The following is a 17,654-nucleotide window of genomic DNA, read 5'->3' as shown; positions in this document are numbered from 1 at the left end:
CCAATTACACAAATCATCTTAAATTCATAAATTAACCATTTTTTAATAAAATAACTTAATTTATATATTTGTTTCATTATTAGGAAAAATTAGGAAAATTTTCATATAAGAACATTAAAACGTATGTACAAATATATGTTCGAACATATATTTATATATATCTATTAAAATAGAGATAAGACTTATGCCTTATCTCTATAGATTTAATTTTCATATAAAGGAAAAGATTTTAAAATTTCTAAAACTTCAGCTTTAATTGTTTGTGCATCTCGCTCTTGTTTTAGGGCATCTATCATTAATAATGCAATTTTTTCAACATCATTTTCTTTCATTCCTCTTGTAGTAATGGCAGATGTACCAATTCTAACACCGCTGGTTACCATTGGTTTTTGAGGGTCGTTTGGAATAGCATTTTTATTTGTAGTAATATTTACTTCTGACAATAACTTTTCTGCTTCTTTGCCTGTTAAATTTAAGTTTCTAACGTCTAAAAGTAGTAAATGGTTGTCAGTTCCTCCTGATACAAGTCTTATGCCACCTTCTTGTAATACATCTCCCATTTTTTGTGCATTTTTAATAATTTGTTCAATGTAAACTTTAAAGGAGGGTTCTAATGCTTCTTTAAAGCATACCGCTTTGGCAGCTATTATATTTTCAAGTGGTCCACCTTGGAAGCCTGGAAAAACAGATTTATCTAACAGTTTTTTATTCTCGTTATTAGTTAAGATAATTCCACCTCTAGGTCCTCTAAGTGTCTTATGAGTGGTGGAGGTTACAAAATCAGCATATGGACAAGGATTCATATGAAAACCTGCAGCAACGAGTCCAGCAATATGAGCCATATCTACCATCAGATAAGCACCCACCGCATCAGCTATTTCTCTAAATTTAGAAAAATCTATTTTTCTTGGATAAGCTGAAGCTCCAGCTACAATTAGTTTTGGTTTTACCTCTTTTGCTAATTTATAGCAAGCATCATAGTCAATTCTTTCAGTTTCAGGATTTAAACCATAGGAAGTGAAATTATAAAATTTTCCAGAAAAGTTTACTGGACTTCCATGGCTTAAGTGACCTCCTTCGTCAAGATTCATTCCCATAACTTTATCGCCTGGTTTTAGAAGAGCTGAATAAACAATTAAATTTGCATTTGAGCCAGAGTGTGGTTGTACATTTGCATGTTCGGCATTAAATAGTTTTTTTAGTCTTTCTATTGCCAAAGTTTCAATAGTATCTATATGTTCACAACCAGCATAATAGCGCTTATCTGGATATCCTTCAGAATATTTATTTGTTGGTGTAGAGCCTATAGCCTCTAAAACAGCTTCTGAAACAAAGTTTTCTGATGCTATTAATTCAACATGTTCTCTTTGCCTCTTAGTTTCTTTTTCTATAGCGGAAAAAATTTCAAAGTCGACTTTTTTTAAATTTTCCTTAATTTCCAAATTATACCACCTTTTCCCTTCTTTATTAGTTTTAGTTAATTATACTATTTTTAACACTATAAAACAATGAAATATTTATGTTATAATTAACTGTGGTGATTATATGTCTTTAGACGGTAGCGTTTGTGCATGCCTAGTGTATGAATTAAATAATAAATTAGTAAATGGTAAAATAGATAAAATTTACCAACCTTCAAAAGATGAGATTCTTATAAATATAAGAGCTTCAAGAATAAAGTATAAATTGTTGTTATCGGCATCGGGAAATTATCCTAGAGTTCATTTAACAGAAAATATTATTGATAATCCAAGCAATCCTCCAGCATTTTGTATGTTGCTTAGAAAACATTTAGAAGGAAGTATATTAAATCAAATCACTCAATATAAAATGGATAGGATTATAAAATTTGATTTTTCTTCAAAAGATGAATTAGGATTACTTGAAGATAAATCTTTGATACTTGAGATTATGGGTAAATATTCTAACATAATTTTAGTGAATAACAACTCTAAAATACTAGATAGTTTAAAAAGGATTAATTTTAATAAGTCAAGAGTAAGAGAAATTGTTCCAGGAGCTATTTATAATCCAATAGATATATCTAAAGGATTAGACCCTAGGGATGAATATGATTTAAAATCAAGAATATTAAATGCTGATAAAAATTTAAATCTAAAAAGATTTTTGATGAATACTTATGCCGGTATTAGCCCACAAATGGTAATGGAATTAAGCTATAGAAGTGGTATTGATATGGATAGAGCTTTCTTGTCATATAGCGAAAATGATATTAATATGATAGAAAAAAGTTTTTATGAAATTTTTGAATCTATAAAAAAATGTAAATTTAAACCGATTAAAATTTTAAAAAGTGAAAAATTTTCAGATTTCTACTCCATAGATTTGAAGTTTTATAACGATAATGAAAAAATCAAAGTTTCTTCAATTAATGAGCTTTTAGATGAGTTTTATGCTCATAAGCAAGTGGATAATAGGATTAATTCTTTAACATCGAATTATCAAAAGATTATAAGGCTGAGTATAAAAAGAACCAAAAGAAAATTAGAATTTCAGGCACAAGAATTAAATGAAGCCTTAGATAGGGATAAATATAAAGTTTATGCTGATTTAATTTCTTCAAACTTTCATAATATAAAACCCGGAGACAAAACTCTTAAATGTTCAAATTATTATGATAATATGAATGAAATTGAAATACCTCTAGATATAAAATTAAATGCTCAACAAAATGCCAATAGATATTATAAAAAATATTCAAAATTAAAAAAAGCTGCAGGGATTTTATACAAACAAATTGAAGATGATAAGGCTTTAATATCCTATTTAGAATCATTATTATTAAATATAAGCCTGATGGAAAGTTTAGATGATATAGAAGACTTAAAAGAAGAGATGCAAAACCAAGGCTTAATTAAAAATAATAAAAGAAATTTAAAAAACAAGTCTAAATCAAATACAAAAAACTTTTTAGAGTTTGAGATGGATGGTTACAATATATTCCTTGGTAAAAATAACAAGCAAAATGATTATTTGACATTAAAATTTGCTAATAAGGATGATTACTGGTTTCACGTTAAAGAAGGACCAGGTTCTCATGTAATCTTAAAAAATAAAGGTGATAATCCACCAATTGATGTTCTCAATGCCTGTGCTGCATTAGCAGCAAAGTATTCTTCTTTCGGAGATTCTAATAATGTACTTGTTGATTATACGAAAAGGATTAATATAAAAAGACATCCCAGTAATAAATTAGGATTGGTCATATATCAAGATTTTTCGACAATAAATATCAAAAGTACTAATGAATTTTTACAGAAACTTGTAAAAAAGGGTTAAAAAATTCAATATATTATAAAAGGGCTTATAAGATAATAAGCCCTTTTATGGTTTAATTAAAAATAAAGATTATTCTTTGTCCTTATCATTTAGTAAGCCAAGTTTTTCTAAAACTATTTTATAACCATCAGCACCATAATTTAAAGATCTGTTTATTCTAGATATTGTTGCTGTAGATGCTCCAGTTTCGCTTTCAATTTCATGATATGTTTTTTCTTTAATTAATAATTTAACTACTTCTAATCTTTGAGATATAGCTTTAATTTCTTTAACGGTACAAATATCTTCAAAAAATCTGTAGCATTCTTCCATATTATCTAATTCAAGAATAGCTTCAAATAAACCATCAGTTTGTTTACTTTTAATTTTTGAATTATATTTCATGATATCCTCCTAATCAAATGTAAATATTTTATCAAATAATAAAGTTTTATTGTACGTATAACAACTATCAATATCATACTAACAATTTCTTGTATTAAAGTCAAGCACTAATTAATCTTTTAAAACTTTATTTGAATAATTTGTTTTTAAATATTTTCATTAATCTCCTCTACACAGCTCACACCATTTTTGATGTCAACTGAATAGGATTTATCGCATATTTGTGCAAGATGAGCATTATGTGTAACCATAATTATTTGTCTTTTAAATAATGAGCTAGATTTACTTAGAAAATCTCCTAAGTTAAAAATATAGTCCTCGCTTACATGTTTTCCTGGTTCATCTAAAATTATTGGTCCCTGCAAAACAGGTTTATGTAGTTGAATAAAAGCTATTCTTAGAGCTATGGAAATTATATCTACAACTCCACCTCCCCTTTCAAGTTCTGGCTTTGTTATAATACTATATCCTTCATCATAATTACTTCTCACATAAAATTCTGCATTTGGAACTGAGCGTTTTTCAGAAAGTTCAATTAAAAATTCAATATCAGTTTCAAAAATAAATTGTAAGCATCTAGTCACTAAGTCTTCTACTTGTCTTTTTGATTGTTCTCTAGCGTAAGTTGCTGTTTTTTGAAATAATAAAATTACTTTAGTTAAAAGATCTTCATATTTTATTTCTTTATCCAATTCTTTTTTTGTATTTTCAAAGTTTTGACTAATAACTTGCAGCTTTCCCTTTTCTATATTTAATTTTGAATTTATTTGCTCCAATTTTTTATTTAATTCTTCTAAATTCATTTTATACCTTTGGCATCATAGAGTCTGCTTTTTGGAACAGATCTACAATTTCTTTTTCAAGTTTTTCTATTTCCATAGATAAGTCTTCAGGCTTTATGCCCTCTTTTTCTATTTCCTTTAATAATTCTGCTCTTTGACTTTTTAAACTTTCTAGTCTAGCATCAGCTTTGTATTTCAAATCTTTTGCTCTATCTAACTGTTTTTTTAAATTATTTAATTGGTCTTCGTAATTCATTTAATCCTCCAAAAGGTGTCTATTTATATGTTTCATAGAATCGTCAGTTATTGTATTAAAACAAAATGGGCATATTCCGGCTTTATAAATAATATCTGAATAATCTTTAGATATTATTTTTATGTTTTTTTCTGATTCTTTAATAAAATCTTCCTCTTTGTGTAAAGCATTTTCAAGTAATTGATATCTTTTACAAGCATCATCTAATTTACTTAATAATTCTTTCTTAGTAAGCAATTTATTAACTACAGATTGTAATACATCTAAATTGTTAAATTTATTTAGATATATTTCCCCCTTAGAAATAGCACTGTCAATATTATTATTTGATACTAATAAATTTTTCAAATTATTGAGTAATTCAAGTTTTTCGTTTAATTCATTATATGTGTAGTCAACCCTTAAAAAGCTTACTAATGAGTTAACAAAATTACTTTTTTCAGTTATTTCATTGGATAAATTCATATATTCCAAATTTATAGTATTTAACCTATTAAAATCTGTTACGCATTCATTAAGTTTATCTTTAATATCTTCTAAACTTGAAAAATCTTTAAAATTATTTAAGTATACATTGGCATTTTTTATGCTCATATCTAACTTATTAAGCTTGTCATTGAAGTTTATATAATAATTATTTTTGAAATTTAATGTTACTAATTCTGTAACTATACTACTTAGCAATTCTAAATCTGGTAATTTAGATATATCAATATTTATTGAATTAATTTCATTGTCGATTTCTTTAAAAGAATAACTTAGCTTCTTATATAACTTTAATTTATCTTCTTTAATGGAAATTTCATCACGTATAGATTTAAGTTCTTCGTATTTCTTTTCTAAATCCTTTAAATAATCAAATTTACTAATTTCTTCTTCAAGCTCAGTTTTTGATTTTTCTAAATTTCTTATATTAGTATTAACTGTTTTATTTTCTCTTACTGTATCTCTTAAAGCGTCATCAATATAGTTTACAGATATAAGTCGTCCAATTGCACTTGCTCTTACTGAAGGAACTTGATTAAGTAAAAATGGTCCCTCCAATTGCTCAGCTATATTTAAAATGCTAGTTTTATCATCATTTAACGACATTTTATACATACCAGTAATATTAATAATTTCTTGTGGAACAGAACGACCAAAAGCTTCAAATTTTTGTTCTTCTTGGTTTGGAAGTTTCAAATAATAGTCATTTTTAGATGATGACTTTAATCTTTTTATTATTGCTCCATTAGAAAATTCTATTTCTACTAGAACTTGATTTTGCCCTTGCATAATGAAATAATCCCCTTGAGGTTCATTATACAAAGCCCATTTTATTGCCCTCAAAATAGCAGTTTTACCAGAATCAGAATTCCCCAGTATAACATTAAGTCCCCTATCAAATTCCAAAGAGGTGTTTTTATGTGATTGGAAATTTTCCAAATGAACTTTTGTAATATAAATCATGTATATTTAGCTCCTGACATTTGTGCTTTTTCAACCCTTTTAAAAGCTTCATTAATTACATCTGCACCAATTGAATCCATCTTAGCAATAGAGTTTAGCAGAGAAAAAATATCAGTATTGTTTAAACTTACGGATGAATCTATTATTTCTTTAAATTCATTAATTTTCATCCCCTTGAACTTATGCCTTTCCATTTCACTTCTATCTAAGACTTCATTTCCAGGTTTAGCAGTTTTCAAATATACATCTTTAACCTTAATTTCATCTGATAATTCAATAATGTTAACTTTAGGTTTTCTATTCATTTCTGCCATAGAATTGGATATTCTTACTAAAGCACCAGGATTTATAAAATATTTACCATCAATTACTTGTGTAGGAAATCCATAATGATAATGAGCACCAAATGTAATATCAGCACAAGTATCCTTAATATCTGATATTAGGGTATGAGATACTTCTTTTAAGAAAGGTTTATCAATTAAAAAACCATGGGTTAAATGAATGGCATATTTACAAGTTTTATCCTTTTCCTTAACAATATAGTTTTTAATGTTTTCTTTAGAATCCATGGAATAAACATAAGGAGCTGCAGTTAACTGTACCTTTATGTCTTTTTCTAAAATTATTTTCCTATCATTTACTAAATTTAGAATACCTAAATTACATAAAAGTCCCAGCATAGTTCTATCCAATGTAGATGGATTATGTCCAAAAATATCATGGTTACCACTTACTATATATATTGGAACCCTAAATTCATTAAATATTTTAGCAAAATCACTTACTATGGATACTGAAGGATCTGGTCTATCGAATAAATCTCCTCCATGGAGAATATAATCAACATTTTCATATTTTGCTATTTCTATGACTTCATGAAATTTATTTTTTAAGGTTTGGTAAAAATTGTCAAGTCTATTTTTGGGATTTGTTCCTCTTATATGGGTATCCGTAAAATATAAAAGCTTCAATTAATCACTTCTCACTTAATTATTATTAGTCTAATTATCTCCATTTTCTTTAACTGAAATATCATCTGAATCATCTTTTAAAGTATCTCTAACTTTATTTTCAATTTCTTTTAGTAAATTGGGATTAGAATCAAGGAAATCTTTTGATTTTTCTCTACCTTGCCCAAGTTTTTCATCATTGTAGGAATACCATGAACCTGCTTTTTTCACGATTCCCATATCTGCAGCTACATCCAAAATATTTCCTGTTTTTGATATTCCAGTCCCATACATGATATCAACTTCAGCTTCTTTAAATGGAGGTGCAACTTTATTTTTAACAACTTTTACACGAACACGGCTACCAATAGGAGAATCTCCCTTTTTAATAATTTCAATTCTTCTGACATCAAGTCTTATTGTAGAATAAAATTTAAGAGCTCTACCTCCTGTTGTTGTTTCAGGATTTCCATATATAACCCCAACTTTTTCCCTTAATTGATTGATAAATATTACGGCTGCTTTTGATTTATTTATAGCACCAGTTAATTTTCTCAAAGCTTGAGACATAAGTCTTGCTTGTAGACCTATAGTTGCTTGACCCATTTCTCCATCAATCTCTGTTTTAGGAACTAGGGCTGCAACAGAGTCAATTACAACAATATCAACTGCATTAGAACGTACTAAAGCTTCAGTTATTTCAAGGGCTTGTTCTCCTGTGTCAGGTTGAGAAATAATAAGATTTTCAACGTCTACACCTAATTTTTTAGCATAACCCGGATCAAGAGCATGTTCTGCATCTATAAAAGCTGCATTACCGCCTAATTTTTGAGATTCAGCTACAATATGCAGAGCAATAGTAGTTTTACCTGATGATTCAGGTCCGTAAATTTCAATTATTCTTCCCTTTGGTATTCCGCCAATACCTAAAGCTATATCTAAAGCTAAGGCTCCAGTTGGAATTGAGTCTATATTGAGTTTAGCATCTTGACCAAGCTTCATTATTGAACCTTCACCATATTGTTTTTCTATGGTCGCTAATACCTTATCTAGGGCTTCTTTCTTTTCTAAATTATCGTTCATAATAACTCCTATTCTTTATTAATTAAGTACAACAAATTTGATAAAACTTGACTTACTGTTCTATTTCTTACTCTCTCTCTATTTCCTGGGAAATAAAAATGTTTTAGCTGATAATTATCTTCAGAGAAATAAATACATATAAAAACATTTCCTATATCTGTTTCAGAAGGCTCTGGTCCAGCTTCGCCTGTAGTAGAAACACACACGCTTGAATTAGTCTTATTTTTTAATCCACAAGCCATCTCAAGAGCTGTTTGTTCACTTATGGCACCATATTTATCTAAAGTTTCTTTTCTTACTCCTAAGTTCTTAATTTTAGAATCATTAGAGTAGGTTACATAAGATGAAGATAAAATCTTTGATGAACCAGCTACATCAGTAATAGATGCAGCTAAAAGACCTCCAGTAATAGATTCAGCAAAGGATATAGTTAAATTTTTGTCCATCAATCTTTTTACCAAGACTTCTTCAACGCTTTGGTTATTATCAGAATAAATATGGTCTTTAAATTCATCATATAATTTTTCTATACTATTAGACATTATATTTGAAATATATTCATAATCCTCACCCTTAGCTATAAGTTTAATTTCAGTCTGAGTAAAATGAGCAAAAGTGTTGATTGAAATATATTTATTTTCTAAATTCAATTTCCTTATTCTATCTTCAGTTAAAGACTCTCCTAGTCCAATAACATTTAAAGACCTAACAATAATTTTTTGATTTTCATGAATATTTTGTGCTAGATAAGCATCAACCATGGGTTCAAATTCTTTTGGAGGTCCGGGAAATAAAAATATTTTTTTGCCATTATAATCATTAACCTCTCCTAGAGCAAGACCCCAATTATTATCAAGTTTTTTAGAACCTTCTATAAGACTTACCTGTTTAATGTTATTATCTGTCATTTTTTTACTAATTTTTTCAAATCTTAACACTAATTTTTCTTTAGCATCTTTATCAATATAAATTTTTTTATTTAAAAATTTAGCCAAGGCTTCCCTTGTTAAGTCATCATTAGTAGGTCCAAGACCACCGCAGAGAAATATCAAATCTGCCTCATTCATAGAAATATTAAGTTCTTTAATTATTGAATTCATATCATCAGCAACAGACACTTGTCTTACAACATCCACTCCTAAATCAATTAATCTTTCAGATAAAAATTTTGCATTAGTATTTAAAATTGAGCCTATAAGTAGTTCAGTTCCTACAGTAATTATTTCAGCTTTCATACACACCTCTAAATATTATTCAAATCTAAAACTTTTTTATTTTTAATAAAGTAATCAATACCAGAAACTATTGTCATAAGCACTGCGAAATAAAACAAAATAATTCCGAATTTATATAATGATTCAATATTAGATAAAAGTAAAATTATAGAAATAAGTTGTGAAACGGTTTTGAATTTTCCTAATTTACTAGCAGCTATTGTTATATTTTCTGATGCTGCTATTATTCTAAGCCCAGAAACGGCAAACTCTCTTGCTTCTATGATAATTACTCCTATAGCAGGAATTGTTCCTATAGATGTTAATACAATAAGTGCAGCACAAACTAAAATTTTATCAGCAAGTGGGTCCGCAAATTTACCGAAATTTGTAACCAAATTATTTTTTCTAGCTATGTGCCCATCTAAATAATCAGTAAAAGAAGCAAGACAGAAAATAAAAGTAGCTACCAATCTAGAACTTTTAAAATTTAAATACATAAATACAATAAAAATTGGTACCATTAATATTCTTATAAAAGTTAATTTATTTGGCAAATTCATACAGCATCTCCTATTAAATCATATTCTATTGAAGATGTAACTTTTACATTAATAAAACTATTTATTGATAAGTTTTTATTTGAATTAACATAAATAACTCCATCAATGTCTGGACTATCAAGATAAGACCTTCCAGCATATAAATTATCTTCAATTTTTTCCTCAATTAAAACTTGTAAAACTTGACCAATTTTATCTTCTAAGAGTCTTTCTGATATCTTTAATTGGTCTTCCATTATTATATCTCGTCTATATTCTTTAACATCTTCATCTATTTGTTCATTAAGATTATTTGCTTTTGTTGATTCTTCTCTAGAATAAGTGAAAACACCTAACTTATCAAATTTATAGGTATTTATAAACTCTCTTAATATATTGAAATCCTCTTCACTTTCACCAGGAAAACCCACTATAAATGTTGTTCTGATTACAAGCCCTTTTATTTTCCTTAATTTTTCAATGAGATTTTTAATGTGTTCTTTATCTGTGTGCCTATCCATGAGTTTTAAGACATGGTCGCTATAATGTTGCAATGGAATGTCTACATATTTTACTAATTTATCATTATTAATGAATTCACTAATAAGTTCATCAGTAAAATGGTCGGGATAAAGGTATAAAACTCGAATCCATTTTATATCATTTATCTTAGATATTTCTTTAATAAGTTTTGAAAGAGAATATCTTCCATACAAGTCAATACCATAATCAGTCGTGTTCTGAGCTATAAGTATAATTTCTCTAGCACCATTTTTGGCTAGATAAGATACTTCTTCATAAATATCTTCTATTCTCCTTGACCTATTTTTACCACGTAGTTTTGGAATAATACAATAAGAGCAATTATTATTACAGCCTTCTGATATTTTGACATATTCAGTAATATTTACCTTTTCTTTCTTTATTCCTTCTAGATAAGGTGAATTTATATTATCAACTTTTATAACTCTTTCTCCATCTATAGACCTATCTAAAATGTCATTTATTTGACTGATGTTTCCTGTTCCTATAATTCCATCAGCTTCAGGTATTTCTTTTAAAAGCTCTTCAGGATATCTTTGAGCTAAACAGCCTGATAAAATCATTTTTTTGCAAGAACCAGTTTCTTTATATTTTGCCATTTGTAGAATTGTATCAATGGACTCCTCTTTAGCTGCATCAATAAATCCACAAGTGTTTACAATAATTATATCAGCTTTTTGTGGGTCATTTTCAACTGAATATCTATTCTTGTCAAGGATAGACATCATACAAGAAGAGTCAACTTCATTTTTTGAGCAACCTAGAGTTACAATTTTAACACTATTCATTATCATCACCTAATAGATCATCTATTTCTTCCTTGGTTTTTAAAAGTTTTCTTGGTTTTGAGCCTTCATGAGGTCCTATTATTCCAAGTTCTTCCATTTGGTCAACTATTCTTGCCGCTCTTGAATAACCAACTTTTAATTTTCTTTGTAAGTAGGAAATTGATGCTTGTTCATCTCCTAAAACATAATTAATTGCATCAGCAAACAAGGGATCTAAATCTAAATTGTCATCTTTTTCTTTATTATTTATTTGACTTGCTATTAGGCTTTGTTTATTGATTTCAGAATTCTCATTATTTAATTTAACAAAATCTACTAATCTTTCTACTTCTTCATCACTAATAAATGCGCCTTGAATTCTTTTTGGTTTAGAGTATGATGATGGGTAAAATAGCATATCTCCCCTACCTAATAGTTTTTCAGCTCCGCTCATATCAAGTATGGTTCTAGAATCAACTGCAGAAGAAACAGCAAAAGCAATTCTAGAAGGGATATTAGCCTTTATAGTACCAGTTATAACATCAACACTTGGTCTTTGAGTCGCTAGTATTAAATGCATACCACAAGCTCTAGCCATTTGTGCAAGTCTAGCTATATAGTCTTCAATTTCATTAGAAGAAACCATCATTAAATCAGCTAATTCATCAACAATAATAACTATCTTTGGAATTTTCTCAGAAATTTTACCTTCCTTGATTTTTTTCTTATTATATCCCTTTATATCTCTAACTTGAGCCTCAGCAAAAAGTTTATATCTTCTTTCCATTTCATCTACCGCCCAATTTAAAGCATATCCAGCTTTTTTTGGATTTGTAACAACAGGTATAAGTAGATGAGGGATACCATTGTAAACACTGAGTTCTACAACTTTAGGGTCAATAAGCATAAGCCTAACATCATTCGGTGAAGATTTGTATAAAATATTACTTATAATTGTATTTATGCAAACTGATTTTCCTGAACCTGTTGCCCCAGCAATTAATAAATGAGGCATATCAGAAATTGATTCAACGATAATATTGCCTTCAACGTCCTTACCTAAGGTTAGCGGGACATCAGATTTTGAATTAACAAATTCAGAAGATTCCAAAATTTCTCTCAATCCAACAGAATCTTTAAATTTATTTGCAACTTCAATACCTACAACTGTCTTGCCAGGAATAGGAGCTTCAATTCTTATATCAGAAGAGCCCAATGCCATAGAGATATTATCTGATAAACTTACAATTCTAGATAATTTTATTCCAGGAGCTGGTTTTAGTTCATAACAAGTAATTACAGGTCCTTTATTAATAGAAGTAATTTGACAATCCATATTAAAGTTATCAAGAGTTTTTTCGATAATTTTACCATTTTTTATAATCTCCTGATTAGACATTGTATTGTTTGATTCATTTATATTAAGTAGAGAAATATCCGGATAAATATAAGTTTCATCAGGAAGTTCTTGGTCAATATTCTTAAATTCTTCTTTATCTTTTTCAGTTAATTCTTCAGAACTTGATTCTTGTATATTTGAATTGTTTTCTTGAGTATTATTAATATTTGTAGTTTTATATTCTTTAATAATAAAATCTTTATTTTCTTTTGTTTTATTATCTTCTAAAAGATTGTCTTTTTTGATTTTAAAATTATCTAAGATTTTTAGTTTTTTATCTTCTTTCTGACTTTTTTTGAGTTCTTTTTCTTCAACCTTATTTGATTTATCATTCTCTCTTTTTATTTTCTTTTCTGCTAGAATTTTTTTCCTATCTTCCAAATAATCTGATAAATCCTCATAAGCCATTATTATTTGGTCAATATTTGTCCTAAGCATAATATATAAGTTAACCAAAATTATAATACCAACAAAAATATAAGTTCCTAATGAACCCAATAATTTGTATGAAAAAAATCCTAATATAGCCCCTATAATTCCTCCACTTCTTGCAATAGACATATACTCAATAGATCTATTTATTCTATCAACAAGTGTTAAATCTAATTCCTTTGAAGCATCTAATAAAATTAATATTGAGAAATAAATAATTAAACTACAAATAATATATCTTTTAGTATATAGTTTTGTAGCAGTAATATTATAGAGAATTCCCCAAAATATTAGTAATAAGGGAAAAATATAATTTGCTGAGCCTAAAAGTACAGATAAAAATTTATATACGAGTCGTCCAATAATTCCCATTTTGTCTGAAAATATGGATATGAAAAAAATTATTCCTATAACCATTAGAAATAGACCGAATATTTCACTCTTAGGCTCACCGACAGTCTTAGTATTTGGTGCTTTTACTTTATTTTTTTTAAGAATTTTCTTCTTTTTATCCACTGTTACACCTCTTTAATATTATATCACAAGCTTAATAATTTAAGAACATTAAAGACCTGTATGACCAAAACCACCTTTGCTTCTTTCGGTGTCACCTAATATTTCCACTTCTTCAATTTCTGGTCTTTCTATTTTCATAATTACCATTTGGGCAATTCTATCTCCATCATTTATTTGTATATCTTCTTTTCCTAGATTAACAAAAATAATTTTTAATTCTCCCCTGTAGTCTGAGTCAATTGTTCCAATACCATTAGGTAATGATAGACCTTTTTTTAATGCTAAACCGCTTCTAGCTCTAATTTGAGCTTCGTATCCTTGTGGCAATTCTATATAAATACCAGTAGGTACAAGGGTTCTTTCAAGAGATTTTAATATAATTTTTTTATCTAAATTTGCTCTTAAATCCATTCCACTTGAACCTTGTGTTTGGTACTGAGGTAGTGGATGTTTACTTTTATTTATAATTTTTATTTTCATAATCCTCCTGTAAAAAAATCGCATCATAAAATGCGATTAATATTTTAATATTTAAATTTCTTTTGTTTCATCTTCACTATATTGAGATTTTTCTTTTTGATGTTCAGTGAAATGGTCGTTATTTTTTTCAGTTCTTTTAGGTTTAGGTAAGAGAACTTTTCTGGAAAGAGAAATTTTTCCGTTCTCATCATTTATTTCAATGACTTTTACTTTTACCTGATCACCTACATGTAATACATCTCCGACTTCTCTAGTTCTTTCATGAGCAATTTCTGAAATATGAAGCAGACCTTCTGTTCCTTTTTTAAGCTCAACAAAAGCACCAAATTTCATGATTTTTTTAACTTTGCCTAGATACTCATCACCAACTTCAACTTCCTTTATAATACTTTCTATTATAGAAATTGCTTCTTTGGCTTTTTCGGCATCTTCGGATAATACTGAAACTTTACCATCATCATCTATATCAATTTTAACGCCTGTTTGTTCAATAATTTTATTAATTGTTTTTCCACCTGCTCCTATGACATCACCAATTTTATTTGGGTCAATCAATATAATATGAATAATTGGAGCGTATTTTGATAAGTGATCTCTTGGTTTATCAATAGTAGTTTTTAAATGGTCTAAAATTTCGAGTCTTGCTACTTTAGCTCTTTCAAGAGCAACCTCCAAAATTTCTTTTTTTATACCTTCAACTTTGATATCCATTTGAATTGCTGTTATACCTTCTCTTGTACCAGCAACTTTAAAGTCCATATCACCGAAGTGATCTTCAAGTCCTTGAATATCTGTTAAAATTTTTGTTACTCCATGTTCTTCTATAAGACCCATTGCAATACCAGCAACAGGAGCTTTAATAGGCACGCCTGCATCCATGAGTGATAATGTTGACCCACAAACTGAAGCTTGTGAAGATGAACCATTTGAAGATAAAACTTCAGATACAACTCTTATTGTATAGGGAAATTCTTCTATTGATGGAATAACTGGTATAAGAGCTCTTTCAGCTAAGGCTCCGTGACCAATTTCACGTCTTCCTGGGCTTCTTGAAGGCTTAGTATCTCCTACAGAAAAACCTGGGAAATTGTAATGGTGAATATAATGTTTTGGTTTATCATCACCTAGACCATCTATAGTTTGCTCTTCAGATAATGCACCTAAAGCTGTTACTGATAAAACTTGAGTTTGTCCTCTAGTAAATAATCCGCTTCCATGTGCTCTTGGAAGTAATCCTACTTCTGAAGATAAATGTCTAATTTCTTCTAATTTTCTTCCATCAGGTCTTCTATCTTCTTCTATTATTCCCCTTCTAACTTCTGTTACTTCAATTTCTTCAATGGCTGCTTCCACATCTTTGGAATTTTCTTCCATTAAATCTTCAAAATGTTGTCTGATTTCATTTTTTGCTTGGTCAGTCAATTTTTCTCTTAAAACTTTGTCTTTTTGACGAATTGCATTTACAAGTATATCAGTACCAAAATCTTTTACCTTATCAACAATTTCTTGGTCAGGTTTAAATAGGATATACTTGGATTTTTCTTTTCCTATTTCACTTACTATACTGTCGATAAAATGACATATTTCTTTGATTGCTTCGTGGCCAGTTAAAATTGCATTTAGCATTTGTTCTTCTGAAACAATATTTGCTCCTGCTTCAACCATCATTATTGCAGAACTTGTTCCAGAAAGCATCAGATTTATATCAGTTTTTTCTCTTTGTTCTTGATTGGGGTTTATTACATATTCTCCATCAACAAGTCCTACTTGAACTGAACCTGTAGGACCGTCAAAAGGAATATCAGATAAACATAATGCTATTGATGAACCAATCATTGCAGGAATATCCGGTATATGGTCTTGGTCAACACTTAATACAGTGGCTACAATTTGAACATCATTTCTATATCCTTCTGGAAAAAGAGGTCTTAATGGACGATCAATAAGTCTGGCTGTTAAAGTTGCTTTTTCACTCGGTCTTCCTTCTCTTTTAATAAATCCTCCTGGAATTTTACCAACTGCATACATTTTTTCTTCATAATCAACACTTAGAGGAAAGAAATCTATCCCTTCTCTAGGTTCTTTCGAAGAAGTAGCAGTAACGAGGACAACAGTATCACCATATTGTACTAGACATTCGCCGTTAGCTTGTTCAGCTACTTTACCAACAGTAACTTTTAATTCAGTGCCAGCCAGCTCCATGGTATATATTTTCTCCATAACTCCTCCTCTAAAAATAAAGAGCGGATACCCCGCTCTTTTTATCCTCTAATATTTAGTCTTTCTATTAACTTACGATATCTTTCAATATCTTTTTCTTTAAGATATCTTAAAAGATTTCTTCTTTTACCAACCATTTTCAAAAGTCCTCTTCTTGAATGGTGGTCTTTCTTATGATATCTTAAATGTTCATTAAGGTCGTTTATTCTTTTTGTAAGAATAGCAATTTGTACTTCTGGAGAACCAGTATCTCCTTCATGAGCTTTGTACTCATTAATAATTTCGATTTTTTCTTCTTTGTTTAACATATTTCCTCCTATAATTAATTAACCTTAGCCTAGTAAATCGCCGAGGAACGATTAACCACGAAAAGGTAAATAACTTATTTATATATAATATCAAAAGTGTTAGTAAATGTAAAGATTTATCTTTCTTGAACTTTCTTAACATCTAAGTTAATTTGCTTAAATAACTCATCAATATTTTTAAATACTAATTCAGGTCTGATGAAATCAAGAAAAATTAATTCAACAGTTTTTCCATAGATATTATCATTAAAATTTAAAATATGAGCTTCTATCTTTATTCCATCATCCTCAACAGTTGGATTAGTTCCAACACTTGTAGCAGCTTTATACTTTTTACCATCAACAATAATATCTGTATCATATACTCCATATCTAGGAATTATATAATTGTCGCAGAGTTCTAAATTAGCTGTTGGATAACCCATTTTTTGACCCAAACCTTTATTATGGATAACTTTTCCCATAACAGTAAAATTACTATCTAATAGGAAGTTTGCTTCTTTTATTTTTCCCTCAGAAATTAATTTTCTTATCAGTGATGATGATATGGCTTGTCCTTGCCAAGTTTGTTCTTCTATTATATCTAACCAATTGAAAAGATATGAGTGTTCTTTTAAATAATTAACATCACCTGCTTTTTTATATGCAAATGTGTAGTCATACCCAACGACAAGACCCTTAACTTTTAATTTTTCCTGTAAGAAGTCTTTCAGAAATTCCATAGGTGACATAGACATAAATTCTTTGCTAAAATCAATAAGATAGACTATATCTATTCCTAAGTCCGAAAAAATCTTAAACTTACTTGTGTTTGTTGTTAGGATCTTTTTTTTATTTTCAGAATACATATTGGAACTATGTGATTTAAAACCTAACACAGCAGATTTCAATTTCTTTTCTTTAGCTATTTTGACAGTGCTTTCCAATAATTTTCTATGACCTTTGTGCACCCCATCAAAGTTTCCCAATGCAATTATAGAATTTTTTTCAGCTACATAATTTAAATCAATATCAATAACTATCATT

The 17,654-nt window shown here is 28.7% G+C and carries 16 protein-coding genes; 1 reads left to right on the top strand and 15 read right to left on the bottom strand.

Annotated elements, in window-relative coordinates; genetic code table 11:
* Positions 1-203: 203 nt before the first annotated feature.
* Positions 204-1,442 carry a serine hydroxymethyltransferase gene (locus tag F594_RS0103545; protein WP_019034578.1) on the bottom strand — a complete coding sequence of 413 codons (1,239 nt, stop codon included), beginning with the start codon at positions 1,440-1,442 and terminating at the stop codon, positions 204-206.
* Positions 1,443-1,545: 103 nt separating this feature from the next.
* Here F594_RS0103545 and F594_RS0103540 point away from each other — a divergent pair, with 103 nt between their 5' ends.
* Positions 1,546-3,300 (top strand): Rqc2 family fibronectin-binding protein, encoded by a 1,755-nt coding sequence (locus F594_RS0103540; protein ID WP_019034577.1) that lies wholly within the window; start codon positions 1,546-1,548, stop codon positions 3,298-3,300.
* A 69-nt stretch (positions 3,301-3,369) separates the two neighbouring features.
* On the opposite strand, the gene F594_RS0103535 is transcribed toward F594_RS0103540, so the two are convergent.
* The 14 genes from F594_RS0103535 to F594_RS0103470 form a co-directional block, all read right to left on the bottom strand.
* A complete protein-coding gene (locus F594_RS0103535; protein WP_019034576.1) occupies positions 3,370-3,684 on the bottom strand; it encodes a YerC/YecD family TrpR-related protein in 315 nt (104 codons plus the stop codon).
* Positions 3,685-3,830: 146 nt separating this feature from the next.
* Positions 3,831-4,487, bottom strand: coding sequence for an AAA family ATPase (locus F594_RS0103530; RefSeq protein ID WP_009344707.1), 657 nt, complete (start codon positions 4,485-4,487; stop codon positions 3,831-3,833).
* Position 4,488: 1 nt separating this feature from the next.
* Positions 4,489-4,722: a hypothetical protein gene (locus tag F594_RS0103525; protein WP_004823981.1), complete on the bottom strand. Its 234-nt coding sequence runs from the start codon at positions 4,720-4,722 to the stop codon at positions 4,489-4,491.
* Positions 4,723-6,171: an AAA family ATPase gene (locus F594_RS0103520; RefSeq protein WP_019034575.1), complete on the bottom strand. Its 1,449-nt coding sequence runs from the start codon at positions 6,169-6,171 to the stop codon at positions 4,723-4,725. It lies immediately after the preceding gene.
* Positions 6,168-7,145 (bottom strand): metallophosphoesterase family protein, encoded by a 978-nt coding sequence (locus tag F594_RS0103515; protein ID WP_004823972.1) that lies wholly within the window; start codon positions 7,143-7,145, stop codon positions 6,168-6,170. Before F594_RS0103515 ends, F594_RS0103520 begins: the two co-directional genes overlap by 4 nt.
* Positions 7,146-7,175: 30 nt before the next feature.
* The gene (gene recA / locus F594_RS0103510; protein ID WP_019034574.1) at positions 7,176-8,207 is read right to left on the bottom strand and encodes a recombinase RecA; all 1,032 of its coding nucleotides are present in this window, start codon (positions 8,205-8,207) and stop codon (positions 7,176-7,178) included.
* An 8-nt stretch (positions 8,208-8,215) separates the two neighbouring features.
* Positions 8,216-9,442, bottom strand: a complete 1,227-nt coding sequence (locus F594_RS0103505; protein WP_019034573.1) for a competence/damage-inducible protein A — start codon at positions 9,440-9,442, stop codon at positions 8,216-8,218.
* An 8-nt stretch (positions 9,443-9,450) separates the two neighbouring features.
* Entirely contained in the window at positions 9,451-9,984 is a 534-nt protein-coding gene (gene pgsA, locus F594_RS0103500; protein ID WP_019034572.1) for a CDP-diacylglycerol--glycerol-3-phosphate 3-phosphatidyltransferase, read from the bottom strand.
* Positions 9,981-11,294, bottom strand: coding sequence for a 30S ribosomal protein S12 methylthiotransferase RimO (rimO, locus tag F594_RS0103495; protein WP_019034571.1), 1,314 nt, complete (start codon positions 11,292-11,294; stop codon positions 9,981-9,983). The genes pgsA and rimO overlap by 4 nt, the downstream gene beginning before the upstream one ends.
* Positions 11,287-13,620: a DNA translocase FtsK gene (locus F594_RS0103490; protein WP_019034570.1), complete on the bottom strand. Its 2,334-nt coding sequence runs from the start codon at positions 13,618-13,620 to the stop codon at positions 11,287-11,289. Before F594_RS0103490 ends, rimO begins: the two co-directional genes overlap by 8 nt.
* Before the next feature lie 48 nt (positions 13,621-13,668).
* The gene (gene dut / locus F594_RS0103485) at positions 13,669-14,100 is read right to left on the bottom strand and encodes a dUTP diphosphatase (RefSeq protein WP_019034569.1); all 432 of its coding nucleotides are present in this window, start codon (positions 14,098-14,100) and stop codon (positions 13,669-13,671) included.
* 51 nt (positions 14,101-14,151) lie between these two features.
* Positions 14,152-16,320, bottom strand: a complete 2,169-nt coding sequence (locus F594_RS0103480; RefSeq protein WP_019034568.1) for a polyribonucleotide nucleotidyltransferase — start codon at positions 16,318-16,320, stop codon at positions 14,152-14,154.
* Between the two features lie 41 nt (positions 16,321-16,361).
* Positions 16,362-16,628: a 30S ribosomal protein S15 gene (rpsO, locus tag F594_RS0103475; RefSeq protein WP_009345146.1), complete on the bottom strand. Its 267-nt coding sequence runs from the start codon at positions 16,626-16,628 to the stop codon at positions 16,362-16,364.
* A gap of 116 nt (positions 16,629-16,744) precedes the next feature.
* Positions 16,745-17,653: a bifunctional riboflavin kinase/FAD synthetase gene (locus F594_RS0103470; RefSeq protein WP_019034567.1), complete on the bottom strand. Its 909-nt coding sequence runs from the start codon at positions 17,651-17,653 to the stop codon at positions 16,745-16,747.
* Between the last annotated feature and the right edge of the window lies 1 nt (position 17,654).

The sequence above is a fragment of the Peptoniphilus lacrimalis DSM 7455 genome, assembly GCF_000378725.1.
Taxonomy (GTDB): Bacteria; Bacillota; Clostridia; order Tissierellales; family Peptoniphilaceae; genus Peptoniphilus_A; species Peptoniphilus_A lacrimalis.
Note: the sequence above shows the minus strand (reverse complement) of the source record. Positions and strands in the feature narration are given on the sequence as shown.

Excerpts from the sequence above, each read along its gene's own strand:
- F594_RS0103540 (WP_019034577.1), top strand. The coding sequence starts at position 1,546 with ATGTCTTTAGACGGTAGCGTTTGTGCATGCCTAGTGTATGAATTAAAT.
- F594_RS0103535 (WP_019034576.1), bottom strand. The coding sequence starts at position 3,684 with ATGAAATATAATTCAAAAATTAAAAGTAAACAAACTGATGGTTTATTT.
- F594_RS0103530 (WP_009344707.1), bottom strand. The coding sequence starts at position 4,487 with ATGAATTTAGAAGAATTAAATAAAAAATTGGAGCAAATAAATTCAAAA.
- F594_RS0103525 (WP_004823981.1), bottom strand. The coding sequence starts at position 4,722 with ATGAATTACGAAGACCAATTAAATAATTTAAAAAAACAGTTAGATAGA.
- F594_RS0103520 (WP_019034575.1), bottom strand. The coding sequence starts at position 6,171 with ATGATTTATATTACAAAAGTTCATTTGGAAAATTTCCAATCACATAAA.
- recA (WP_019034574.1), bottom strand. The coding sequence starts at position 8,207 with ATGAACGATAATTTAGAAAAGAAAGAAGCCCTAGATAAGGTATTAGCG.
- F594_RS0103505 (WP_019034573.1), bottom strand. The coding sequence starts at position 9,442 with ATGAAAGCTGAAATAATTACTGTAGGAACTGAACTACTTATAGGCTCA.
- pgsA (WP_019034572.1), bottom strand. The coding sequence starts at position 9,984 with ATGAATTTGCCAAATAAATTAACTTTTATAAGAATATTAATGGTACCA.
- rimO (WP_019034571.1), bottom strand. The coding sequence starts at position 11,294 with ATGAATAGTGTTAAAATTGTAACTCTAGGTTGCTCAAAAAATGAAGTT.
- dut (WP_019034569.1), bottom strand. The coding sequence starts at position 14,100 with ATGAAAATAAAAATTATAAATAAAAGTAAACATCCACTACCTCAGTAC.
- F594_RS0103480 (WP_019034568.1), bottom strand. The coding sequence starts at position 16,320 with ATGGAGAAAATATATACCATGGAGCTGGCTGGCACTGAATTAAAAGTT.
- rpsO (WP_009345146.1), bottom strand. The coding sequence starts at position 16,628 with ATGTTAAACAAAGAAGAAAAAATCGAAATTATTAATGAGTACAAAGCT.
- F594_RS0103470 (WP_019034567.1), bottom strand. The coding sequence starts at position 17,653 with ATGATAGTTATTGATATTGATTTAAATTATGTAGCTGAAAAAAATTCT.